The sequence below is a fragment of the Leptospira licerasiae serovar Varillal str. VAR 010 genome (assembly GCF_000244755.1).
In the GTDB taxonomy this organism is placed as follows: Bacteria; Spirochaetota; Leptospiria; order Leptospirales; family Leptospiraceae; genus Leptospira_B; species Leptospira_B licerasiae.
On the sequence record NZ_AHOO02000011.1, the window covers coordinates 37337 to 60983 of the forward strand.

Consider the following 23647-nt stretch of genomic DNA (forward strand, 5'->3'; position numbering starts at 1 on the left):
GGATCTCCCTCGGGCAAGGCCCGGAATCCCATAATAGTAGAAACTCCTCAGGAAAAAACAGATTTTTGAGCCTTATCGCGGCCTGCAGGAAAAATTCTAAATTTCCGAATTTTTTCGCAACCTGGGTCCTCGATTCCGCTCTTATCATAAAAACCAAGACGGGAAAGCCGACATGGAACAAACGAAAAAGAAATACGCATTGAAGACCACAATCTTCTTAATAGCGACTCCGATCATCGGGGTCATTGGGACGGGTGCCTTATTATTTACCAGAGGTATTCCATTAAACACATGGCTTGTGTATCTATTTATGACCGCAGCTACGGGACTAGCGATCACCGGGGGATACCACCGTCTGTTTTCGCATAGAGCTTACAAAGCTTCTTTACCGGTAAAACTCTTTTATATTCTTTTCGGAGCGGCTGCGTTCCAACAATCAGTGATCGAATGGAGTTCCGACCATAGGATTCACCATAGATTCGTAGATAAGGAAGAAGATCCTTATGCGATCACGAAAGGATTCTGGTACGCTCATATTCTATGGTTATTCGAGAATAGGGACCATAGAACTCCGGTTAACGTGAACGATCTTTACGAAGACAAATGGGTGAAATTCCAAGACGATCATTATTATCCGATCGCTATTTTCATGGGATTTATCTTCCCTACTCTTCTTTGCGCTCTTTGGGGAGATGCGTTAGGTGGTTTATTATTGGCAGGTTCTTTAAGAATTGCGGTCAACCACCATATGACATTCTTTATCAATTCCTTGGCACATTATAAAGGAGATCAACCTTTCTCAGATAAACATACTGCTAAGGACAATTGGATCATAGCATTGTTCACTTTTGGCGAAGGATATCATAACTTCCACCACGAGTTTCAAGCGGATTACAGAAACGGAATTCGTTGGTTCGATTACGATCCGACCAAATGGTTGATCAATACCTTTGCATTCTTCGGTTTAGCTAGCGATAGAAAAACTATCTCTGAAGAACAGATCCTGCGTAAAAAGATGGTGATGGAGGAGAAGGCTTTACGTAACAAATTAGAAGCTAAATCCCAAACCTTAAACCAAGGATTCGAAGAAAGATTAGAAGCTCTGCGTAATTCCGTTCAGGAATCCCAAGCAAGAATGATCAATTTAAAATCTGTAAAAGAAGAAGCAGGTAAAAAAGCAGTCAAAGAAGCCGAATCGGAATACAAAGTGGCGTTGAACACTTGGAAAAGATTCGTTTCCGGAGATCTAGCACCGGTCTGATATTATTCCCAGTACCTGATCCATTGCCCTCCTTCGGGAGGGCCTTTTTCATTTTAGATATGATTTCCTAAATGTGTAGGATCTCCTAACTGAGAGACATCCACTTCCACCTTCAATTTATGCTTCCCACCCCCGAATAAGATCCCTTTCAAAGGAGACACATCCGAGAAATCGCGCCCCATAGATGTATGAATATATTCGTCGGTGATCGCTTTTCCGTTCGTAGGATCGAAATCGAACCAACCTTGTCCGGGGCAATACACTGAGATCCAAGCATGAGTAGCATCGCTTCCTCTTAACTTAGGTTTTCCAGGAGGTGGATAGGTTTCAATATAACCGGATACATACTTACAAGGTAAGCCCAAAGAACGGAATGCTGCCACTGAAAGATGGGTGAAGTCCTGGCAGACTCCTTCCTTTTTTTCCAAGACCTCGTCCAGAGGAGTATAGATATGAGTGCTTCCCGCCTTGAACTTAAAATCTTCTCTGAATCTTTTTACATATTCCAAAACAGATTCCAAATAAGGACGATCCATCGGCAGGTATTTTTGTAAAAAATCCTTATAAGAAACGGATCGACTCACAAAGGCGGAGTCGCCAACGAATTCCATGGCTTCTATATCTTCTTTTTCGGTAACCGTTTTCAACTTTTGTAATATTTCGGAGGTTGTAATCGAGATTTGATCTTTTTTCTTGTCCGGCTCGGAAGTGAAAACCTTTGCTTCTGCAGTCACGGACAAAATATTATGTGGGGTTTCTACTGCAAAAGAGTATACCGTATTCCCGAAATAGTCCGTTCTGAATTCTGTATATTTAGGTTTAGGAAGTATTTCTATCCGGAATTCCCTACAAATTTGTCTTTCATTGGAAGTAGGACAAAGATGGGCCAAATTCAAACAATGAGAAACTTCCTTTTCGTAAGTATAATGGGTCAAGTGACGAACGGAATACTCAGCCATAGGGTCCTCCCAATCTAACTTGGTTTTCCACATAGCGGAAATATTTGGTGGCAACAGCGTCGGAAACGGATTTTAATTGGGCGAGAATATCTTCTAACCACCTGCGAAGTCCTCCGGCAGGATCGGCATATTCGAAAATACGTTTTGCATCTTCTTCTCCGAAACGAACTAAAACGTCGGTGAGTCTCTGGATCTCTTCGGAAATTTCTTCTTCTTTTCCGGATGAAGAGAATAAGGTATTCTCCCTTAATCTTTCTAATTGGAAAGCGAGAGAGCGAGGATTACTTTCGTCGAATATCAGAATATCCACTACGGATTCCGCTTCTATTCTATATTTGTAACGTCTTCTGTAAGTGATCCGAATGTCGTTCACATTCAAAAGACTTTCGAACATACTCTTATTGTATATGGAAGACCTTTCTATAGTAGCAAGTATCAGTCTCGCAAGGAACTGTGCCCTCTCCAATCTTTTGCCCATATCCAGGAAAAAATAACCTGTTTCACGGCTCATACTTTCGTTCGCAAGTCCGGAGAGAGAAGCAAACAGGTTTACCAATTTTTGTAAGTATTCCAACACTTCGTCGTAACTAGAATTTCCTGGAGCTTCCGATTCCAATCTGGAAATCAAATAACGTGTATCGTCCGAAATCCTGTCACGAACAGCCTTGGTGGTTCCCACGAAAAAGTTCAGATCATGGCGAATACTTCCGGAAGAATAAGGAGAAGTTGCCAATTGGAATATTTTCTCCCGGACCGAATCTAAGGAATCCATTCCGTTCGTTTCAAAAAAACCCATACTGTATCCGGATAGTTGGTCCAATACGCTAAGAAGGATAGAGAACTGATCCTTTTCATAGGATTCCTCCGCTTCTAAGATCTTATGCACTGTCTCTCTGAGAAGTCTGGACATATTCTCTGCACGTTCCGCATAACGTCCCATCCAGAACATATTGTCGGCGACCCTACTCGGGATCCCGGAACCCTTCCTTTTGATTGGGATCCTTCCGATCTGTCCGGGAAGAAGACTGAACTCTTTCTTCTCTTCCGAAGCGAGTATCCAAAGATCCTTGGATATAGCTCCCGTTTGGTTGGTAATGATCAGTTCGTCCGCTTTAGGAGAGACCCGGACTAGTCCGCCGGGCATACATGTATATCCGTTCTCAGAAAGACAGGTAAAAGTGCGTAAGACGGATTTACCGATCAAAAGTTCTTCCGAGTCCCCCGAAAAAATAGGAGAAGTAGAACCTGGAAGTATTTCCTGTGCCACATAACGTTCCGGCCTTGTTTCCACCCTAGTTCTCAAATCGAACATTTCCTTTTCTTTCAAGGTAGAAAGGAATACGGAAGAATCTAAAGGAGAACGAATTGCAGGCTTGATCGTATATTTATGGGGATTGGAGAAAACTTCCTTACGGGAATTTTCATCTCCCATCCAAAGAGTAGGAACATTCGGCAGGATCAGATCCTCGCCCAAATAAAATTTACATAAATTAGAAAGATATGGATGAATTGCTCGATTCTCTAAAAATCCAGAACCGATAGGGTTAGCCACAGTGACATTCCCTGCCCTCACCGCGCCCAAGATGCCGGGAACTCCTAAAAGAGAATCTCCTTTTAACTCAAGAGGGTCCATGTACCAATCGTCCACTCGACGAAAAATCACATCCACTTGTTGTAGACCTTCTATAGTTTTGAGAAAGACCTTATTATCTCTAACCGTTAGGTCTTCCGCTTGGGCCAAAATATATCCCAGGTAACCGGCAAGATATGCGTGTTCGAAATAGGTTTCGTTTCCGGGTCCAGGAGTCAGAAGAATAGTAAGAGGTTCCCTATCTTTATTGGAAGAAAATGAATTTAATGTTTTTCGTAATGCTCTGAAATATAACGCGACTCTATGTACTTGTGAGTCTCTGTAAAGAGATGGGAAAATACGAGAAAGAACGATCCGATTTTCTAAAGCATATCCGGAGCCGGAAGGGGCCTGGACTCGATCTCCTATCACATAAAAATTCCCTTGGCTATCCCTGCTAATATCGGTTGCTAAGAACGCCAGACGGAAATTTGTAAAATCATAAACAGGGGCACAGGCTCTTAAAAAACCGCCTGATTGGAATAGAACCTCGTGCGGGATCTTTTTTTCGTATAAGGACCTTTTAGGACCGTAAACGTCTTTTAGAATTTCGTTAAGTAGTTCGGATCTTTGGGAAAGACCTCTTTCGATCTCGTCCCATTCTTTGCTGTCCATGAGAAGAGGAAAAAGATCCAGTCCCCAGGCTCTTTCTCTCTCGTCCCCATAAACATTATACGTTACTCCGCTTTCCTTTAGGATACGGAGGCTGTCTTCTTTGCGTCTTCTTAATTCCGCTCCGCCCAGATGATTTAAAGTGCGAAGTAAAAATTCGTATTTTTCCCTGGACTTTCCGTCGGGCAGGCATAGCTCGTCATAGACTCCGGGAGCAGGTTTATATCCGGAGAGAAGATTTGCTGCTTGGGAAGTTCTCTGATTCATCTTCCGGGAGACATTGTCACTCCCCGTCCGATTTTAATCCAGCTTTAAAGTAGCCCCGATATTGATTTGTCTGTACGGACCTTGTTGGATCCCGACTGGAAGTCTTCCGGAGATATACACTCTATCTTCTAAATTTTTTCCGTTCACAAATATAGACCATCTTCCGCCCGGCGCCTCGTAACCGAAGTCGGCATTCCAAATTCCGTATGCAGGAACCACGCCTTGGCTTCCGTCCGTACTTTGGTTTTTGGTATTCTGTAAATCGGAATATTGTTTATCAAAATACTGATATTCCACTCGGGCATAAAATCCGGACGGACTTTTAACTCCGATAGCACCTATAAAAACATTCATAGGAACGTAAGGCAGATAATTTCCGTTTGTGTTTACTTTGATCAAATTTCCGGCGGAATTGATCGAATATAAAGGTTGGTTCGTGATACTCACAGTCCCATCCGCATTTTGTATCGTTCCTACAGGAACGTAAGTTGTAGAGATCGCTTTTGTGTAAGAGTAAGTAAACTCAAGAGGGATCTCCCACCTGGACTCCGCAAATTTTCCGAAATCGAAAACAAAATTGCTCTCCACACCTCTGTTTACGGATCTTCCAGCATTGATCGGGACCGCTCCAAGTCCTGAACCTGCTTCGTTCGTATTTACGATTTGATTCGAAAAATACAATGCATAAGTACTGACTTGAGTGTAGAAGTAGCGGGTAATATTCCCCCTAAAACCTGTCTCGTAATTATTGGATCTTTCCGCACTTAGTTTATAACCTAAACCTAATGCAGGATTTTGAACAGTGGAGAACGTAGGCGGAGAGAAAGCAGTATGTGCACCGGCAAACCAGATGAATTTTTCCGTAATATCGAAAGTTAATCCGATACCCGGTAGAACCACCTTAGTGTAAGTCTCGTTTGCGTCGTTCACTAAGATGGATTGACCGACAGTATTTGCATATCCTTTGGTAACATCATTCTCGGTCGCAAGTCTTCGGTGAGTATACACTCCTTGGAAAATATGTTCGTAACGGACTCCGGGGATCACCTTAAACTTATCAGTAATCTTAATCGAATCTTGGACATATAAAGCGTAAGCTCTTGCATTCCGATTTTGTTGTTGGGTGGTAAGGCCTTTTGTAAGAGTCGGATAAGGAAACACATTATTTGCGGCATTTACGGATTCATAATGCATTCTCGCGCCGAAAGCGATCTCATGATCCAAACCGAACGTATTAAATTTACCTTCTACCTTAGTTTCCAAACCGCCTGTCTTAAAGAAAGAATGCCTGTTCGGAGTGGAATTTAACATGTAAATCACATCCCCAGGTTGATTTCCTATAATGTCCGGAGCATAAACTCCAACCGCATTTTCAGGAGGTCTCGCAGGAAAACCGAATTCTGTCAGATTATTATAAGAATAAGATTCTTGGCGAAATAAGAAGCCTACATTTGTCCAATACGCTCTTGTGATCATCTTCCAATTTTCATTAAAAGTGTGATCGTGACCTATTACTGCAGCTTGTCTATCGATGGATTTTTGGTCGTATCTAGCCGGATTGATCCTGGGATTCTTCCAGTATAAACCCTGAGTCAGTCCTAAATACGTGGACTGTGCCTCTTGTTGGTAAGATTGGTATTTAAAGAAAACTGAATCCTTTTCCCCTAATTTCTGGATCAACTTTAGGTTTAGGTCGTTCACTCTAAAGCCTTGGTAATCCCTGAAACCGTTTCCTTGGTTGCGCATGTAAGAAATATCGTAACCGGTATTCGTAGTTTGGTTGGTCCCCCCATACTGCAAAAGACTGGAAGCATAACCGTTCATTCCTCCGATCACCTTTGCACTAAACGTAGGTTTTTCCGGAGGTTTACGTGTCACATAGTTGACTATACCGCCTAAAGTTGTAGGTCCAAAAAGAATAGATCCTGAACCTTTTACGACTTCTACCCTTTCCATTCTATCTATATGAGGCACAAAATAACTTTCAGGCTGCCCATAAGGACTCAAAGAAGTGAAGACACCGTCTTCTAAGATCAAAGTTTTTCTAGATTCTTCGTTACTAACTCCTCTGAATGCAATATTCGGAGTAAGACCTACCGCATCTTGATAACGGATGGTCGCACCAGGAACCCTACGTAAAGCTTCCATCGAATCGACAGGATTTGTTTCTTTTAAGATCTTTTTACCGATCACATTCGCGGAACCGGGGATCTTCTTTATATCGTCATCTTTCGCGCCGATCACATTGATCTGACCGCTTTCTAAAAATCTTCTTTTCTTTTCCGCAAGAGTTTCTTCCTGTTTGGACACTTCCTTTTTAGAAGGATCTTCTTGCTCAGTCTCGGAAGAAGTTCCGTTATTCCCGGCATTTCCGTTCGGCTGGGAAAAAAGGAAAGAATTAGAAAAAGTTAAAATACATATAATAAGAGAAGAACGGAATTGTTTATGCAACATTAATCTCCGTCCCCTCCTGGCCCGCCGGAAACGGGATTCGAGCCTGTAAGAGCGGCTAACTCAGTGTTTAAGATGGTCAACAATTCTCCCAACTCTTCAATACAAGCTTGGATTGCCGTAAAATTCGCGGCGTTTGAACTTCCCCAAGCGGTAGAAGGATCGGAAGGAGAAAGAGAAGGAGTAATATCTCCTAAATGTACTTCTAGTTCGGCGATCTCTCCCTTAATCTCTTCGTCCAAAGCGGGACTATAAAACTTTACGTAATCCGAAAGTCCAGCACCTGTTCCATTGCCGGTATAGATCGCTTTAAAAGTACTGAAATTATTGATCAAACTCTGGAAAGATTGGCCTGAAAATCTGAACTCTGCACGATCCGTTTTAGGAACAGAACCGTTCCCTCCTCCGGAAAGGCCCGCAGGAATTTCCAATTTTCCATCCTTCATGATGGTCAAGAGTTGGACCACTCCCGCGAAAACAGCGTCTAACGCGGCATCCGAACTCGGAAATGTAGTGGAAGATCCATTCCCAGCAGTTGCAAGCTGTGTACCTAAAGGATTTGTTCCACTTACATCCCAGGCATTCGTTACATTCTGCACATGTCCGCTATAATTAACTACTAAAGCCCTAAGAAGAGCGGACCTTCCGTTAGGAGCGTTTGCAAAATCAGAACAGCTGGGAGCAGTTCCACGATTCACTCCCGCTTGGCTAAAAAGAAGATATTCTATCGCGCCTATTCCCTTGGCATCGTTATCAAATCCGGCTATATAGGTTTGAGCATCCAAAAAATCTCCGGATGGATCAAAGCCATCCAGGTCATCCAGATCGCCCGAGCTCGGCGGAGCCTCTGTAAGATAATCGATCAGGAAAGGATCCATTTTGGAAAAAGAAGAGAGAGTGGTCCCAAATCTAAAAGGTTCTACTTTTTTAAGATCACTTACGTGAGCGATCCAGGCTGCTTGCGCACTAGCAAGAGTATCTGAAGAGCATACACTATCCGTCGCTGCCACAAGAGAGAGGCGGCTAGCTTCTAAATTTACAAAGAGAGGAGGAATTATATTATTTCCTAAATTCTGCAAAAGAGATCTAGGATCGAACGAATTGAACATTCGATAGAGATATCCATTCGTATTTGCCGCACCTGATGCAGCGTTCTTATGAGAACAAGAAATAAGAATGGAAAGTAAGAAAATACTTAGAATGATCCAAGCAGTAAGGATCAGCTTTTTAATCCGGAAAAACCTGCCGAATCGTCTGCTTTTAACAGAATTGTTTGGTCGCATAGTTCCCTCGAAACTGGGCTCTTTATCTTGAGAATCAGAATTATTTTTATAGAGCAGGATGCAACTGTTTTTGAGATCTGTTCTCACGAACAGAGTTTGATAAATGATATGTTATTCGATCCAACGAAGGTCCATCGTGTAACCGTTGGAATGCTTCAATCGTTTAGGTTCAGAACCATCTAGAGCAGAATGGCCATCCGCTAAAAATCGGGAGATCCTTCGAGACTCCGCTTCATATGAATTCACCGGGAATGTATCGTAGGCCCTTCCGCCTGGATGAGAAACGTAATAACGACAACCGCCTAAGGGACGGGAAGACCAGTTGTCCCAAACATCAAATACTAAAGGAGTGTGAACCGGAAGATTCGGATGCAAAGTGAATACAGGATTCCAAGCCTTGAAACGAATTCCTGAAACGGCTTCTCCTTTTTTTCCGGTATTACGAAGGGGAACCTCGTAACCATTACAACTTAGAATATAACGATCACTCCATCCTTCTACTTTTACTTGCAATCTTTCTAATGCAGAATCCACAGATCTTGAAGTTCCGAAAGAGGAAGATTCCTCCCCCAATACATTCCAAGGTTCTAATGCCATTCTAAGTTCCAAAAATACTTCTTCTCTTTGGGTCTTTCCATACACAGGAAAACGGAATTCAAAAAAAGGAAGGAACTCCTCCTCTTGGAATGCGAATCCGTGATCTTTTAGATCCCTCAGAACATCTTTAAAATCGTTCCAAACAAAATGCGGAAGAAGAAAACGATCATGCAATTCGGTTCCCCAATGGATCGGAGATTGTTTATATGGCTTTTCCCAAAATCTGCAAAGCAAAGATAATACCAAAAGTTGTTGGACCACACTCATCTTATAATGAGGAGGCATTTCGAATCCCCTTAATTCCACGAGTCCCAAACGAGGTCCCGAAGGCGGATACAGTTTATCAATGGAAATTTCCGCTCTATGAGTATTCCCCGTTAGATCTACGAGCAGATTCCGAAAAAGTCTATCCACAAGCCAAGGATGGTGTTCTTTAATTTTATCTAATTGAGAAGATGCTAATTCATATTCGTATAATATTTCGTCCCTTCCTTCGTCCAAGCGAGGAGCCTGGGAAGTAGGCCCTATGAACAAGCCGGAAAAAAGATAAGAAAGAGAAGGATGATGTTGCCAATAACTTACCAAACTTCGCAAAAGGTCCGGCCTTCGCAAAAATGGACTATCTTCAGGAGACATGGCGCCTACTGTAATATGATTTCCACCTCCTGTTCCGGTATGTCTTCCGTCGATCAGGAATTTTTCAGCGCTTAGGCCGATCTCTTTTGCTTCTTCGTATAAGGTTCGGGTCTTTTCTTCCAGCTCTTGGAAATTGGAGGAAGGATGTAAATTTACTTCTAAAACTCCCGGGTCCGGCGTTATACGAAATAGACCGAGCCTGGCATCTGAAGGAGGTTCGTAACCTTCTAATACGATCTTTACATTCGCTTTTTCAGAAGCGAATTCCAATGAGGAGATCAGATCCAACCAAGGTTCCAGACCTTCCACCGGAGGTAAAAATACATGGATTGAACCGAGCCTCGGTTCAATCACTAAAGTAGTTCGGATCGGAAGATCTTTCCCCTCCGGAAAAAACTTAGGTTTTTTAGAAGATCTTTTTTCTAAGGCCAAATCCAGATCTTTTCGAGAACTTAACTTTTTACTTTTGGATAAATCCGTAAGGACCGCATTCGGTCTGAAATTTTCGGAAATAGAAGAAAAGGGCAGCCTAAATCCAGCAGGACTATCCCCCGGGATCAAATATAATCTTTCTCTTTTATATTTCCATTCGGAACTTTCCCATTCTGATTTCGTATAATTAAATTGTAATGGGATCGCGATCGCTTTTTTAAGTTTAAATTCCCTATCCACCAGAGAGAGAACCTTTTTCCTTTCTAAAGCCTCGAACGAAAAATCCTCCGAATTAAAATCCCCGCTCTTAGGATCCTTCCATTCGGGGAGTTGTCCTTCTTTCCATAGATAGTAAAAACCGTCCTCGTATAAAGGAACCATATGTTTGGAAGAAATGCCTAAGGTCTTACAAACTTCTTCCGCAAATACATCGGATAATTTTAAGTCCTGGTCTAAATCCTGTTTTTCTTTTTCAGAGGAAGAAACAAATAGTTCTTCGTTCTTCCACAAATGCTCTCCGTCCTTCCTCCAAAAAACGTTTAAAGACCAACGAGGTAAAGGTTCTCCCGGATACCATTTCCCTTGAGTCACTTGGACCAAAGAACCGGGGGAAAATCTCTTACGAAGCCTGGTAAGAAGTGTTTCGCCTAACTCTAACTTTTCATTTCCTAGTGCGAGAGTATTCCATTGAGGATCTTGCCTGGAAGTATCCGAAATAAAAGTGGGCTCTCCTCCTATAGAAACGCGAATATCATTTTTTTTGCATCTAGCGTCCAGATCGGTTCCGAGCTTAATAATTCTATTCCAAGTAGGATCCGTATAAGGTTTAGTGACGCGAGGAGATTCCTGGAAACGTTTCACTTCCATTCTGAATCCGAATTTGGACTCTGCGGGATCCGAATATCCGAATACTGGAGAAGCACTTCCGGGTTCTGGGACCGCCGCTAATGGAATATGACCTTCTCCAGTAAACAGACCGGAAGTTGGGTCTAACCCTACCCATCCTGCACCGGGTAGGAACACCTCAGCCCATGCATGAAGGTCCGTAAAATCTTCCTTAGCTCCGGAAGGCCCGTGGATAGAAACCTCGTCCGGTTTCAATTGGATCAGATATCCTGAAACAAACCTGGAAGCCAGGCCGATATGTCTCAAGATCTGAACTAGTAAAAATGCAGAGTCCCTGCAAGATCCGGATCTTCTTTCTAAAGTTTCCGTACAAGTTTGGACACCGGGCTCCATTCTGATCACATAAGAAATGTCCTGATATACCCTTTGATTGAGACCGACCAAAAAGTCTACGGTGCGCTTTGGTTTTAAGATGCCGTCTTTTCTTAAATTAGATATATAATTAGCGAGTGCGTTACTTCCGTCTGTTGCGCTTAAGTAAGGAAGAAGTTCCTTTCTCAAAGCATCCGAATAGATAAAAGGAGTCTCTTCCGCGTCAGGCTCTAAGAAAAAATCGAACGGGTTGATAACTTGTATCTCGGCGACAAGATCCACGAGTATTTTCAATTTTTCAGTCTTCTTAGGAAATACCAACCTTGCCTGATAGTTCCCAAAAGGGTCTTGTTGCCAGTTCAAAAATTGTTCCGACGGTTCCACTAAAAGTGAATAAGAAACGATCCTGGTCCTAGAATGAGGAGCGGGTCTCAATCGAATAATATGAGGAGATAACGCAACTGGTCTATCGTATTCGTAAGAAGTTTCGTGGGTAAGAGAGACTAATAAGGACATTATCAATTCCTAAAATAGGTCTCGTCCAACTGAGTAGCGATGCCATTCAATCTTACTTGCAATTGGTCCAAATATTCATGCATTCCGGAAGAAAAAATTTCGTCGATGGAGGCGTAATTCATTTCGGAAAGAAGAACACCTACCCTCTTCTCAGTTTCGTCCCCATAACTATCTCTCTCGGTCCCGCTTAAAATTTTTAGGCTATCGAACGCTTTAGAAAGACAGAAACGTATCGCTCTCGGAAAAATTTTATCCAAGATTAAGAACTCTGCGATATTCTTAGGAGTGATCCTTGTATAAAAACGATTGAACATTTCGTGAGCGCTTGCGGACTTCAGAAGAGAAAGCCATTGGATCAGATCTAATGTCGATCCAACTTCTTCTCTAGCGGGAAGAAGTATAAAATATTTCATGTCCAAGATACGAGTGGTCTTATCAGCTCTTTCTAATAATCTTCCGAGTAATGCAAAATGCCAAACCTCGTCGTGCGAAATTGTGGCCTCTTGACAACCATAGAATAATAAACACTGATTTCGGATCGCCTTGAAAAATTCCGCAATTCCGGGCATATCAGATTCTTCGAATTTTCTTTTGGATTTGATGGTAAGATAGAATTCGTTGATTACTTCCCACATAGGAGTGGAAATATTCTCTCGGATGGTTCTGGCATTTTCTCTTGCGCGGATCAAACAATTCATGATCGAGTTCGGATTCTCAGTATCCAAACTCATGAAGTGGATCACATTCTCTTTGCTAGGAGAATTATACTTTCTGGAAAATAATTCATTATCTCCGGTGGTATACACCAAAGGTGTCCATTGTCTGTTGGAATCCTCGTTTAGGTCCAAGGAAAGCTGAAAATTCACATCCAAAAAGCGTGAATAATTCTCGGCCCTTTCCATATAACGATTCATCCAGTATACGGATTCAGCGACTCGGCTTAGCATTAGGAAACCTCTCTAGTTTTGTGATGTTTTTTCGGTTCCGCTTGGGACATTCCCCTGATTGCCAGTTCTTCTTCTTTTTTGATATTAACCCATCACCCAAGTATCTTTAGAGCCGCCGCCTTGGGAAGAATTCACAACTAAGGAACCTCTTCTCAATGCGACTCTAGTTAAACCTCCGGGCATCACATAGATCTCTTCTCCATATAAGATGAAAGGTCTAAGATCCACATGCCGTCCTTCTAACTTATCCTCTATCAATGTAGGAATCCTGGATAAACTCAAAACAGGCTGAGCAATATAATTGCGGGGATCGGCCTTAACTTTCGCTACGAATTCCTCTTTTTCTTTTTCGCTGGCAACAGGCCCTATTATCATTCCGTATCCGCCTGCTCCGTTAGCCGCCTTTACTACAAGATTTCCGATATTCTCGCAGACATATTTTAGGTCCTTCTCCCTGGAACATAGATAAGTCGGAACGTTAGGTATAATCGGCTCTTCTCCCAGATAATACTTAATAAAATCCGGAACATAAGAATAGATCACCTTATCGTCCGCAACTCCTGTGCCAGGGGCGTTCGCCAATGCAACGTTTCCTTTTTTAAATACTTCGAATATACCTGGAACACCTAAAAGAGAATCCTTACGGAAGGCTTTAGGATCCATAAAAGTATCGTCGATCCTTCTATAGAGAACGTCCACTTGTTTCAATCCCTTGGTGGTCCTCATATACAATTTATCGTCTCTTACCGTAAGATCCGTGCCTTCTACCAAAGGAACTCCCATACGAGATGCAAGAAAACTATGCTCGTAGTATGCCGAGTTATAGATCCCGGGAGTTAGTACTCCGATATTCGGGTTAGGTTTGTCGGAAAGATGTTCAAGCATTCCCCTAAGTCTGATCGGATAATCGTAAATGGGTCTTACAGACAAGCTAGCGAATAGCTCCGGAAAGGTCTTTTTCATCACTTCACGATTTTCTAATACATATGAAACGCCGGAAGGACAACGAAGATTATCCTCTAGGACCAACATCTGCCCATCCCCATCGCGCACCAGATCCGTTCCGGTAATATGGATCCAAATCCCTTTAGGAGGTTTGATACCTATACATTCTTTTAAATAACCTGAACTGCTATAAACGATTTCCGCAGGGATCACTCCGTCTTTAATGATCTTCTCGTCTCCGTAAACGTCTTGGATAAAAAGATTTAAGGCACGGATCCTTTGTTTAAGACCTTCTTCCATTTTTTTCCATTCGAAAGAAGTTACGATGCGGGGAATGATATCGAAAGGCATGATCCTCTCTTCTTCTTCCTCGTCTCCATACACATTAAAAGTAATGCCCAAAGAAAGAAGCGCCTTTTCCGCAGAGGCTTTTCGCTTCAAAAGCTCCTTATCATCCATCCCTTCGATTCTGGATTTTAAAATATGATAACTCTGGCGAATTGCCCCCTCTTCGGAGAACATTTCGTCGTAAAAGGAATCCGTCTGGTAATTAGTCAGGAGCATAGAATCCTCCTCCCATCTATCAGAAGGAGACCAATTTCGCCTCTAATAAACAAGCAGAAATTAAATACTTCGCTTATTTTTTATACTAATTATATATCAATGTTTATAAATTAAACATTTTATTAAAATATTCACCAAATTGTTCTGAAAGAAATCTGATTTTGATCGAAAACCGAAGGAAATGGAGTGGGAGCGGTTTTGCGAATATGCGACTACGTGCAGGGAGGGAGGCGGCTTTGCGAATGTTCGCCCATGCCTGGATAAAAATATATTTTACTATACAGGTAAAACTTCCAAGGGAAGGTTTTTGAAAAATATGAAACGGCCAGTTTACTACTTCTTAATCATCATCCTATTTTATTTTATCGGTTCGGTAATTTATACGATCGTTTCCGCATACAAAGTTCCTGAGAATAATCTGGATTCTTTCCTAAAATCGGAAGATAAAACTCCAAAAAGATATGTGGTCTTTTTAGGAGATAGTATAACTCACGGAACAGTAAGTTATAATTACGTTCAAAGTCTATCGGAGAACCCTAAACTTAAAAATTTCACATTCGTGAATGAAGGAATCAACAGCCGCTTAACCTACCAAATATTAGAAAAAGTAGATGATACGATACGATTGTCTCCGGAACATATTTTTATTTTGATTGGTACAAACGACGCAAAAGCCGCTTTAAATGAAGAAGAATATAAAGGATATAATTCTTTGTGGAATCTTCCGGAAGTTCCAAACATCTCTACCTACGAAAAAAATCTGAAAGTGATAGTCGCCCTCTTAAAGGCGGAAACAAAAGCAAAGATCCATTTAATCTCGATCCCGGTATTGGGAGAATCTTTGAACAGCATACCGCTCAAACAATCGATCGCATATTCGAATGTTATACGAAATATTGCAAAAGAATCTAATTCCTATTATATTCCATTAAATGAAACATTAGTTGCAGATCTGAAAAATCGGCCCGATCAAACGGAAGGCGAATATACACGCAATACTTTAAAAATGTATTGGATCATATTCAAACATTTCGGCTTATTTCAATCCTGGGATAAAATTTCAGACCAGTCCGATCTTATTTTTATGACGGACGGGATCCATATGAATTCAAGAGCGGGCAAAATTTTAGAAGAAATGATCCAAAAAGATCTAAAAGAATAATTATTTCTTCTTTTCCAACTCCGCCGCGATCATACATTCTTTTGGAATCCACTCCTTCTCCACTTGTTTTTGGCGAACGTAACCGACTACGTGACCCGTACTGGCAGCAACCGCGAGAATGGAATAAGAATATAAAAGCGCATATGGAGAACTTGGAAGTAAATCGGAAATACCTCCTCCCACATAAGATCCGTAAGCCGGATACAATGTGCGATACGCGGTCATTTCTTCTGTTTTATCGCAACGGTATCTGAAATATCGGATCGCATCGTCTGAGGCTCTAGCTTCCGGGTAAAAGGCTCCTAGGATCGGAACGGCGTAACCTAACGCATACAAGGATCTATATTCCCTTTGTGCAAAATCTTTGGAGTGACCTCCTTCGTGTATCACAACCGCGGGAATATCCGAATATACATGGATCGTATTGGAATATGGATTATAATGGTCTCCACCGAAAATACGACCTACTAAAAGTACATCGTTCATCACATAGGCGAATAAACCTATCGTCCATTTTAAAAGTGGATTTACCGACTTAGAATCCCAAAGTCTTTTGAAATCATTTCCCGGAGAATATTGATTGAATCGCACCTTAACATCTTTCAGATTATTATCTCGGATATAATCCATGAGATACTTCTTTGTTTCGAAAGAAAACTCGTGGTTTTGCATCCTTCTATCCCATATCATGATTTTTGAGAGTAGACTTTCGATCCAGATCCAACTTCCTATAAAGTCCAGGACTGCATAAGGTTTACCTTCTTCGAACTGAGGATTTTCCTCATCGAAATACATTTGGTCATTCGGCTCAAATGGTTGAGCTACCGTGTATCTTTTCTCTGTAGAATAGTAGCATGACTGAAATACCAAACAAGCAAGTAAGAATATTATGATTTTCTGCTTCATCTCACTTATTTCCTTTTATTCGGAATTCGTTTATTCTCGGCAGAATGTTTCTTGATCTCTTCTATAAAATCCAGAAGTGCAACTCTTCCCATTTGATTCACTTGATCTTCTCTATTACCTCTATGTCCTAAATAAGGAAGATGAATGATCCATCCCAGTAAAATGGGAAGAGTTGCCAAAGTCGCCATACAATCGGTAACCCTGGACTCTATCCCATCCTTGAATTGGTAATGCCAAGTTTTTCCGGATGAGATAATGTCCGCTTCCATTTCCACGTTTACTTGGTTATAACTGCAATGATCCAATGATTCTAATCTGAATTTTTTGATTATGATCTTATGTTTTCCGGGATATTCTTCCTTATGATCGTTTAATTCCTTTCGGATCAGCTTAGAGATCGGTCCATACAGATTTGAATAATCCTTTCCCCATCCTGTCCAAGAAGTGAATCCATCCTCGAAATATACGAAACGATTCTCGTCCTCGTCCGGAAATTCGACCTCGAAATCCGGATCCTTGGAATCGTAATCAGGAGCTCCCGATTTCACCTCCATCCAATGCTCTTGGACTTCATGAGCGCCGGAAAGAGTTTTTGGGACATGCACCTTTATGGAGGTGCAAGACAAAACAAATATTAGAAAAAATGATAATATGCACTTAAGAATATAAGACATGATAGATCGCTTTGTAATCTAAAAGTGAGGAGAAGAATGTAAAGAATAAATTCCAAACCGAAAGAAAGTGAGTTCCATTCAATTTGGAATATCTTTCCATTTTGAACCCGGAATTTCCAAAACGAATTCGGAACCGAATGCAAGACTAGGGGTCTTAAATCCTTTTCCTCCTTTCCCGGAAAGTACTTTGGAAACCGCGGCAAGAGAAGATTCCACAGTGAATTCGTATCCTTCTTTACATTCTAAAACTTTGGTGGATTTTTTTCCTTCTTCCGATCGGACTTCTCCCCATACCGTCGTTTTGACTAAGTTCCTTGTTCTTTCTCCAGGACCCTTGATCGTTTTCCCCACCAAAGCCTGGACTCCTTTTAATACGAAAGGAATTTTTAATAAAGAGATGATAGGTTTAAAATAACGTAACGCATTTACCTGTCCGGAAGGAATATCGGTATACACATCGATATTCGGAATGCCGGTGGAAATATAGGCGGTAAATACGTCTCCCCAGGGAATTCCATACACTCTGTAGGTTTTCCCTCCGGCGTTAACCTCCCTTGTTCTACTCAGATGTGGAACTCCAACCATCTGTCCGTCCCTTCTGATCTTAGAACCATAAGGCAATTGAGCGAGCGCGCTTTTCATCGTACCTGGAGAGACTTCACTCAATCCCACAAACGCAAGCTCTAGAAACTTTGGCTTAGATAAAGACTCTTTCAAAGAAGCAGCCAAACAATCAGTTGGAACAATATCGAAGCCCACACCTGGCAAAAGTAGAACGCCCGCTTTCTCCGCTTCTTCTCCTAGGGCTTGGAGAGATTCATAAACAGGTATTTCTCCAGTGATATCCAGATAGTGAACCTTTTTAGAAATACATGCCTTTGCCATCGGAACGGAAGTTTGGATGAAAGGACCCGCGCAATGCAATACAAGTTGGAATCCTTGGATATTCGAGCCGACCTCGCTCAAATTAGTTAAGTCGAAAATTTTATATTCTAAACGCAGTTCGTTTGCGAGTTCTTCAATTTTGTCCCGGCTTCTTCCTGCGATTACAGGGTTTAAACCTCGAGACACTGCTCTTCTTGCAATCAGTTCTCCCGTGTAACCGTTCGCTCCATAGATCATCCACTTAGATACTGCCATAAGGTAGGAACTACGACATCGCTTCCGATTTAGTCAACCTGCATACCGCGAACGAGTTAGTTTTTTTCACACGATCGATAGGTAAAAAATTTTCGATCTGGAGTCTGTTTTAGTTTTAGATTGACCTAGTTCCCAAACGAGGAATGATAGAGGTTAACCGGCTTGTATTATGGAAAAAATAAATCTTATCACAATCGCAATTCCATTCTTCTTTTTGCTGATCGGGTTAGAACTCGCATTCTCCTGGTACCATAAAAGAAAACTTTATCGTCTGAACGATTCTATTAATGATCTCAGCGCTGGGATCGCTAGTCAGATCTTCGGGATTATTTTTAAGACGATCACATTCTTCGCATACCTTTGGGTATATGAGAATTGGAAAATATTCAATCTTCCTTCTTGGCCGAGTGAACCTGTTTCTTGGATGCCCTCTTCCGAAGTATTGGGACTTTCCGCAAGCACCTGGGCCTGGACAATCGTTATAGCTGTTTGGATCAGCTGCTTCGTGCTCTACGATCTAGCTTATTATTGGCTGCATAGATTGAGTCATGAAGTTAATTTTCTTTGGGCAGGGCATGTGGTCCATCACCAAAGCGAAGAATACAATCTGACCGTTGCGTTACGTCAGGCAAGCTTTCACGGATTATTTACTTGGATCTTCTATATTCCTTTGGCGATCTTAGGATTTTCTCCTATCGTGATGGTACTGAACGGACAATTAAATTTGATCTATCAATTCTGGATCCATACGAAAGCCATAGATAAATTCCCTAAATGGTTCGAGGCTGTGTTCAACACCCCATCTCACCATAGAGTTCACCACGGTATCAATCCTAAGTATATCGATAAGAACCATGGTGGAACTTTGATCGTTTTTGATAGATGGTTCGGGACCTTCCAAGCAGAAGAAGAAACTCCTGTTTACGGAACAGTAAAACCTTTGCGTAGCTTTAACCCATTATGGGCAAATGTTCATTATTGGATAGAAATGTGGGAACAAGCAAAACAAAGCACTCGCTGGTCCGATAAGATCAAAGCATTTTTAGCAGTACCGGGATGGAGACCTAAGGAATTAGGAGGACAATACCCGATTCCGGAAGTGGACGAGAAAACATTCAAAAAATATGATGTAACTCTGTCCAAGAGTTTAACCGCTTATACTGCAATTTGGTTCGTTCTTACTTTGGTCGGGACATTTTCGATGCTTGTAAAAATACATTCTATTCCGACAGGATTACTATACCTGATCTTCTTCTTCAGTTTGTTCTCTTTAACAACTGTAGGAGGGATCTTAGACCTGAAACGTTGGACTTTATACCTAGAGCCGATCCGTATTGCGCTTTTAGTAGGAACTGCTTTTCTCTTGGGATTTTCCACCGGGACAGCATTTATCGTAGCAGGATTCGGTGCACTTTCACTCGCATGGTTTTTATCTCAGAGACATGTATTTGCAGAATGGAAGGATATTGATCCGGCAAAAGAGATCCGTAGCAAAGCAGCTTAATCGGCATTTTCCTTTCACTTCTCCGCTTGGATTTTAGTCATTTCCTGCGGAGAAGTTTCCTTATAGCCCTCGCTATTTCCTACCTAATACTGCAAAGCGTTTCCTGTTTCCAGTAAACTTTTGAGGGAAGAAAGGATCGCAGGCCAACCGTTATTCAATCCCACAAACGTATCCGGGTTTTCTATAAAATCCTCAGGCAAAAGATCTTCGTGCAGGAGAGTAAGCCTTGTAAGATCTTTCATTCGTTTTAAGCTATAAGTCACCCGAGTAGGCTCCTTAGATTTATCCAGTCTTGCTTTCAACTCAAGCGGAATGGATTTGAAAGTCGGTGGAAGTTCCCATGTGTAAGAAAGTAAAAACGGTTTCTCATACTTCAAAATTTTGCCCACCACCAAAAGTTCACCGCTCGGATCCGAAAATCGAAATCCGCCGCCAACCTTCCAGTCCCCCTCTATCTTACTTCCGAACCAATATTTTTGAGAATATTCGGAACTAGTCAAAGCCTCCCAAACTTTTTCAGGACTGGCAGCGATATAAGTAGTATATATAAATTTGATATCCGATCCCTGTTCCATTTTTCAAATCCCCCAGCTTTCCATATATGTAATAGAGTAAAAATCGTATCTGGGCAATAAAAAACCCCCGAGATTCCGGGGGTTTTTGTGTTAGTGATTTTTTGGGGAGTTTTTACGTAACTTCAATTAAATGGAGGAGGAGAAGATTCGAAAACGATGTCCAGAGCATCTATTGTAGATTTTCTTGTATCATCCCAATAAACACCGTTATTATCACCGGTATTTCCGGATTTACCGCTTAATCCGATTCTTCCATATAAGCCGTCCACCCTTGTAGCGGGAACGTAACTAGCAGGTATAGCACCAGAATCTACAAAATCTTTCACAAATCCGTTTACATTAAACAATCCGTAATTTAAAGAGATAAGTCCACATAGTGTGCCGTCACCAGAAGTAATTGCTCCCTCTTCCCATCCGGACTTTGCAGTTACTTCTAAATCGCCTGTTAACTTTTGGCTATATGCAAGTTTGTAATATTCATCGCTCGCACTTCCGGAACATAGCCCTGCATTTGCGTTGCTAGCAGGAATTAGATTCGCAGTCGCATCAACACGGACAATTGCCTTGAAACAGAAAACAGTACGATCGTCCATCTCTTCTAAGATGACCCGTCCATGGCGGGCGTGCAGCGAAATCTCATTATCATTTGCTAATTTATCATCCCAAGAGTATACTTGCACTAGACCTTGATTTGGGTAATTAGTCGAATAAAAAGGATCTGTAACATCTGGAGAATATACATAACTTTCTATATCAGCAGAAGATCCACCATCTTGAGAAGGATTCAACATTTGTAAACGATATCGAACAAGAGCTCCGTCCTGGAGGGAGTCTCTTGGATTATCATCCCAATAAAATTGTAACGCAATATTCGCTGGATCTGTTGTTCCCACATTCTTCAGTTCCAAATAGTTAGAAAATGTTTTGGTTCCGGTGTAGGCAGTCGAAGATGCGGTAAAGGTACCATTCAACTTCAAAGAGATTGTAAAATTAGTTCCCGAAGTTGTAGAGAAACCGTCTTGAGTAATACCATTAGCCTGGCTTGCTAGAAAGACCAAGCCTGGGTTTGCCTGGATAGAACCGATCACATCGTCCATAAAGAGTGAATTCCCGCGAGCCCAAGTTGCAGATCCTCTAACAAAACCCCATTGGTCGGCTGACGCGTGTAACGGTCTAAGCAGAGAAACATTTAAAGAAAATGGAATATTATTCTTTTCCTTCTTGAATCCTGGGTTAAATTTAAAACCTGCAGTGATCCCGAAAAAAACCAGTAAAGCCAAAACGACTTTAGGCAGTATAGAGCGACGATTTTGTAACTTCACTGTGCAATTCCTCTTGGAACGATAATAAAAAATCCAGTTTTGCTTTTTTCCAATTGGTATCCTAGATTGAATAGAGGGATGAATGGGTCTTTTCCTCCTGGCGCACAGGCGGTCCCGATTAACCCGGTTAGGATGATCCCTAAGCTAATAAGTAGAATTCCTCTTTTTAGATTTAAGATCATAAGTATCTCCTTATAGAATAATGAACATTTGAGATTGAATTTTTTTCAAATTGCGCTGAGTTTAAAGAGCTTGTTCTAATTAATAGATGATCGTATCAAAGGATAGCTTTATTTCGGTTAATCCTTGGAAAAAACATCCCCCAAGGAATAGATGCCGTAAGATCATGATCTCCCGGAGACAAAATGAAAGGCCCAATCTTGAATATATTTCTAAAAAATCCAGTCCCGGGAAAAGTTAAGACACGTTTAGCCAAATACATAGGAGAAGAAGCTGCACTAGAAGTGTACCAAGCTTTGGTCGAAAAAACCAGATCTGCCTGCAAAGACTTGGATATTCCGAAGGTGCTTTGGTTCGATTCTTATCTCCCAAATCCATCCGACCTAGGAAGTTGGGGACATTCTCCGTTACTCATTCGCAAACAAGAAGGAAAAGATCTTGGTGAGAAGATGAGAAATGCATTCTTATATTGTTTCCAAAATGGTTCAGGTCCAGCGATATTAATAGGAAGCGATTGTCCTGAGTTAGATTTACTTCACCTGAAAGAAGCATTTCATATTTTGGATCACAAAGATGTGGTCTTAGGTCCCGCAAAAGACGGGGGCTATTATTTAGTAGGCCTCAAGTCGGATACTCCAGAACTTTTTCATGGAATAGAATGGAGCACTGAAACCGTTTTTACAAGAAGTTTGGAAAAACTGCAATGGGCCAGGAAACAAGTCGGACTTCTCCCGGTATTATCCGATCTGGACGAAGTCCAGGATCTGGAATATTTCGAATCAAATGGAATTTTGGACTGGAAAAAGAACGGCTCTTGACCCCCAAGTCACACTAAATACCTCACACCAACACATTAAACAAACAGAATATAGTTCATATACTCCGGTCTCGACCAACGTGCAAAAAGGACCAAAACATTTTTCTATTATTTATGTAATTATTTGATTACTTACGAGAATTCCAAGGTCTCATATATGTAATTGCTTGATTACATATATGAGCAGTAAAACTAACTTTATTTTTCTAAAATTTTTGGTGCTTGGGTTCTCTTCTTATTTCCTTTTTTCCCTTTCTCCTCTGAGAGCATTCGGAAAGAAGGGCCCGCATACCCATACGAGTATTACTCAAGAGGCTTTTTTCGAATTTGCAGACAAGACCGGATGGGACTTGAGAGCGGATTGTATGGAGTTGATCGTACAAGGGAACCTAAGGGCAGATGCGGCCTTCATGAACAATGATGCGTATCATTGCGATAACGATAATATTCTGGGATGCGCGGATCGTTTCAGAACTTTAAAGGATGATTCTTATCGGGAGTCCAATCATATCACCGGGCTAATCAAATTAGGTATGGCTCTTCATATTGCTCAGGATTTTTATTCTCACTCCAATTGGGCGGAGAACTATCCGATGGTGAGTATACTTGCTCCAATAGAACATCCTTGGATTTTTTTAAGTATGAAAGAGATCCAAACAGGTTACTTCAATCTTCTTCCCATCGTAGAACATACGGAAGAAGCTGGAGATTGTTTCGATGCACAAGAAGGGCTCCACGGAAGTTACTCGTTCGCTACACATGCATGCTTGAACAAAGATGCCTCAGACAGCCATAGAAGTCTTAAAACCGTTCTACCTGGTATTCCAATCAGTTATCATGATTGGGCGGCAGATCTCGCAAAAGAACATACCGCTCAAATATTGGTGGAACAGTTTAAAGCGAAACATCCTCTGCTATTGAGTTGCCTAACACCGAAAGTTTTATCATTTTCTTGTGGAAGTCAGGCATATGATTTTCTCCGCCAGAATTAAGTCTAATTTCCGTTGACTTAAGCCTTCCCCTCCCATTACTGTAAATTTATCTGGCCA

18 protein-coding genes are annotated in these 23647 nt (G+C 41.5%); 5 read left to right on the forward strand and 13 right to left on the reverse strand.

Annotated features, from left to right (window positions below):
- Positions 1–172 precede the first annotated feature (172 nt).
- Positions 173–1261 carry an acyl-CoA desaturase gene (locus tag LEP1GSC185_RS12745; RefSeq protein ID WP_008591484.1) on the forward strand — a complete coding sequence of 363 codons (1089 nt, stop codon included), beginning with the start codon at positions 173–175 and terminating at the stop codon, positions 1259–1261.
- A 53-nt stretch (positions 1262–1314) separates the two neighbouring features.
- Here LEP1GSC185_RS12745 and LEP1GSC185_RS12750 read toward each other — a convergent pair whose 3' ends face one another.
- The 7 genes from LEP1GSC185_RS12750 to LEP1GSC185_RS12780 all read right to left on the reverse strand — a co-directional run bounded on the left by LEP1GSC185_RS12750 (position 1315) and on the right by LEP1GSC185_RS12780 (position 14318).
- Entirely contained in the window at positions 1315–2220 is a 906-nt protein-coding gene (locus LEP1GSC185_RS12750) for a transglutaminase family protein (protein WP_008590205.1), read from the reverse strand.
- Complete coding sequence (locus tag LEP1GSC185_RS12755; protein WP_008591283.1) at positions 2213–4729, reverse strand: circularly permuted type 2 ATP-grasp protein; 2517 nt, start codon at positions 4727–4729, stop codon at positions 2213–2215. The genes LEP1GSC185_RS12750 and LEP1GSC185_RS12755 overlap by 8 nt, the downstream gene beginning before the upstream one ends.
- Before the next feature lie 33 nt (positions 4730–4762).
- On the reverse strand, positions 4763–7183 hold the full coding sequence (locus tag LEP1GSC185_RS12760; protein ID WP_008591157.1) for a TonB-dependent receptor family protein: 2421 nt from the start codon (positions 7181–7183) through the stop codon (positions 4763–4765).
- A complete protein-coding gene (locus tag LEP1GSC185_RS12765) occupies positions 7183–8463 on the reverse strand; it encodes an imelysin family protein (RefSeq protein WP_008589678.1) in 1281 nt (426 codons plus the stop codon). The genes LEP1GSC185_RS12760 and LEP1GSC185_RS12765 overlap by 1 nt, the downstream gene beginning before the upstream one ends.
- A gap of 111 nt (positions 8464–8574) precedes the next feature.
- Positions 8575–11862, reverse strand: a complete 3288-nt coding sequence (locus LEP1GSC185_RS12770; protein ID WP_008589673.1) for a transglutaminase family protein — start codon at positions 11860–11862, stop codon at positions 8575–8577.
- A gap of 2 nt (positions 11863–11864) precedes the next feature.
- A complete protein-coding gene (locus LEP1GSC185_RS12775) occupies positions 11865–12809 on the reverse strand; it encodes an alpha-E domain-containing protein (protein ID WP_008590960.1) in 945 nt (314 codons plus the stop codon).
- Positions 12810–12893: 84 nt separating this feature from the next.
- Positions 12894–14318: a circularly permuted type 2 ATP-grasp protein gene (locus tag LEP1GSC185_RS12780; protein ID WP_008589831.1), complete on the reverse strand. Its 1425-nt coding sequence runs from the start codon at positions 14316–14318 to the stop codon at positions 12894–12896.
- Between the two features lie 316 nt (positions 14319–14634).
- Between LEP1GSC185_RS12780 and LEP1GSC185_RS12785 the strand changes: the two genes are divergently transcribed.
- Complete coding sequence (locus LEP1GSC185_RS12785) at positions 14635–15480, forward strand: SGNH/GDSL hydrolase family protein (RefSeq protein WP_010515205.1); 846 nt, start codon at positions 14635–14637, stop codon at positions 15478–15480.
- On the opposite strand, the gene LEP1GSC185_RS12790 is transcribed toward LEP1GSC185_RS12785, so the two are convergent.
- The 3 genes from LEP1GSC185_RS12790 to LEP1GSC185_RS12800 form a co-directional block, all read right to left on the reverse strand.
- The gene (locus tag LEP1GSC185_RS12790; protein WP_008590449.1) at positions 15481–16386 is read right to left on the reverse strand and encodes a hypothetical protein; all 906 of its coding nucleotides are present in this window, start codon (positions 16384–16386) and stop codon (positions 15481–15483) included.
- 5 nt (positions 16387–16391) lie between these two features.
- Entirely contained in the window at positions 16392–16940 is a 549-nt protein-coding gene (locus LEP1GSC185_RS12795) for a hypothetical protein (protein WP_232298397.1), read from the reverse strand.
- Between the two features lie 198 nt (positions 16941–17138).
- Entirely contained in the window at positions 17139–18200 is a 1062-nt protein-coding gene (locus tag LEP1GSC185_RS12800; RefSeq protein ID WP_008591650.1) for a saccharopine dehydrogenase family protein, read from the reverse strand.
- Positions 18201–18369: 169 nt separating this feature from the next.
- On the opposite strand from LEP1GSC185_RS12800, the gene LEP1GSC185_RS12805 reads away from it, so the two are divergent.
- On the forward strand, positions 18370–19704 hold the full coding sequence (locus LEP1GSC185_RS12805; protein WP_008591231.1) for a sterol desaturase family protein: 1335 nt from the start codon (positions 18370–18372) through the stop codon (positions 19702–19704).
- An 83-nt stretch (positions 19705–19787) separates the two neighbouring features.
- On the opposite strand, the gene LEP1GSC185_RS12810 is transcribed toward LEP1GSC185_RS12805, so the two are convergent.
- The 3 genes from LEP1GSC185_RS12810 to LEP1GSC185_RS12820 all read right to left on the reverse strand — a co-directional run bounded on the left by LEP1GSC185_RS12810 (position 19788) and on the right by LEP1GSC185_RS12820 (position 21783).
- Complete coding sequence (locus LEP1GSC185_RS12810; protein WP_008589442.1) at positions 19788–20279, reverse strand: SRPBCC family protein; 492 nt, start codon at positions 20277–20279, stop codon at positions 19788–19790.
- Between the two features lie 122 nt (positions 20280–20401).
- Entirely contained in the window at positions 20402–21601 is a 1200-nt protein-coding gene (locus tag LEP1GSC185_RS12815) for an LIC_12337 family protein (protein ID WP_008591383.1), read from the reverse strand.
- Entirely contained in the window at positions 21598–21783 is a 186-nt protein-coding gene (locus LEP1GSC185_RS12820; RefSeq protein ID WP_008589702.1) for a hypothetical protein, read from the reverse strand. The genes LEP1GSC185_RS12815 and LEP1GSC185_RS12820 overlap by 4 nt, the downstream gene beginning before the upstream one ends.
- A gap of 183 nt (positions 21784–21966) precedes the next feature.
- Between LEP1GSC185_RS12820 and LEP1GSC185_RS12825 the strand changes: the two genes are divergently transcribed.
- Both LEP1GSC185_RS12825 and LEP1GSC185_RS12830 read left to right on the forward strand, forming a co-directional pair.
- Entirely contained in the window at positions 21967–22599 is a 633-nt protein-coding gene (locus tag LEP1GSC185_RS12825; RefSeq protein WP_008591666.1) for a TIGR04282 family arsenosugar biosynthesis glycosyltransferase, read from the forward strand.
- Between the two features lie 178 nt (positions 22600–22777).
- Entirely contained in the window at positions 22778–23590 is an 813-nt protein-coding gene (locus LEP1GSC185_RS12830) for a hypothetical protein (RefSeq protein WP_008589494.1), read from the forward strand.
- The last annotated feature ends 57 nt before the right edge of the window (positions 23591–23647 follow it).

What these genes read in the sequence shown, in the direction of transcription:
- LEP1GSC185_RS12820 (WP_008589702.1), bottom strand. Translation starts at nt 21,783, where the DNA reads ATGATCTTAAATCTAAAAAGAGGAATTCTACTTATTAGCTTAGGGATC.
- LEP1GSC185_RS12765 (WP_008589678.1), bottom strand. Translation starts at nt 8,463, where the DNA reads ATGCGACCAAACAATTCTGTTAAAAGCAGACGATTCGGCAGGTTTTTC.
- LEP1GSC185_RS12830 (WP_008589494.1), top strand. Translation starts at nt 22,778, where the DNA reads ATGAGCAGTAAAACTAACTTTATTTTTCTAAAATTTTTGGTGCTTGGG.
- LEP1GSC185_RS12805 (WP_008591231.1), top strand. Translation starts at nt 18,370, where the DNA reads ATGGAAAAAATAAATCTTATCACAATCGCAATTCCATTCTTCTTTTTG.
- LEP1GSC185_RS12800 (WP_008591650.1), bottom strand. Translation starts at nt 18,200, where the DNA reads ATGGCAGTATCTAAGTGGATGATCTATGGAGCGAACGGTTACACGGGA.
- LEP1GSC185_RS12745 (WP_008591484.1), top strand. Translation starts at nt 173, where the DNA reads ATGGAACAAACGAAAAAGAAATACGCATTGAAGACCACAATCTTCTTA.
- LEP1GSC185_RS12760 (WP_008591157.1), bottom strand. Translation starts at nt 7,183, where the DNA reads ATGTTGCATAAACAATTCCGTTCTTCTCTTATTATATGTATTTTAACT.
- LEP1GSC185_RS12785 (WP_010515205.1), top strand. Translation starts at nt 14,635, where the DNA reads ATGAAACGGCCAGTTTACTACTTCTTAATCATCATCCTATTTTATTTT.
- LEP1GSC185_RS12825 (WP_008591666.1), top strand. Translation starts at nt 21,967, where the DNA reads ATGAAAGGCCCAATCTTGAATATATTTCTAAAAAATCCAGTCCCGGGA.
- LEP1GSC185_RS12775 (WP_008590960.1), bottom strand. Translation starts at nt 12,809, where the DNA reads ATGCTAAGCCGAGTCGCTGAATCCGTATACTGGATGAATCGTTATATG.
- LEP1GSC185_RS12810 (WP_008589442.1), bottom strand. Translation starts at nt 20,279, where the DNA reads ATGGAACAGGGATCGGATATCAAATTTATATATACTACTTATATCGCT.
- LEP1GSC185_RS12755 (WP_008591283.1), bottom strand. Translation starts at nt 4,729, where the DNA reads ATGAATCAGAGAACTTCCCAAGCAGCAAATCTTCTCTCCGGATATAAA.
- LEP1GSC185_RS12780 (WP_008589831.1), bottom strand. Translation starts at nt 14,318, where the DNA reads ATGCTCCTGACTAATTACCAGACGGATTCCTTTTACGACGAAATGTTC.
- LEP1GSC185_RS12795 (WP_232298397.1), bottom strand. Translation starts at nt 16,940, where the DNA reads ATGGAGGTGAAATCGGGAGCTCCTGATTACGATTCCAAGGATCCGGAT.
- LEP1GSC185_RS12770 (WP_008589673.1), bottom strand. Translation starts at nt 11,862, where the DNA reads ATGTCCTTATTAGTCTCTCTTACCCACGAAACTTCTTACGAATACGAT.
- LEP1GSC185_RS12750 (WP_008590205.1), bottom strand. Translation starts at nt 2,220, where the DNA reads ATGGCTGAGTATTCCGTTCGTCACTTGACCCATTATACTTACGAAAAG.
- LEP1GSC185_RS12790 (WP_008590449.1), bottom strand. Translation starts at nt 16,386, where the DNA reads ATGAAGCAGAAAATCATAATATTCTTACTTGCTTGTTTGGTATTTCAG.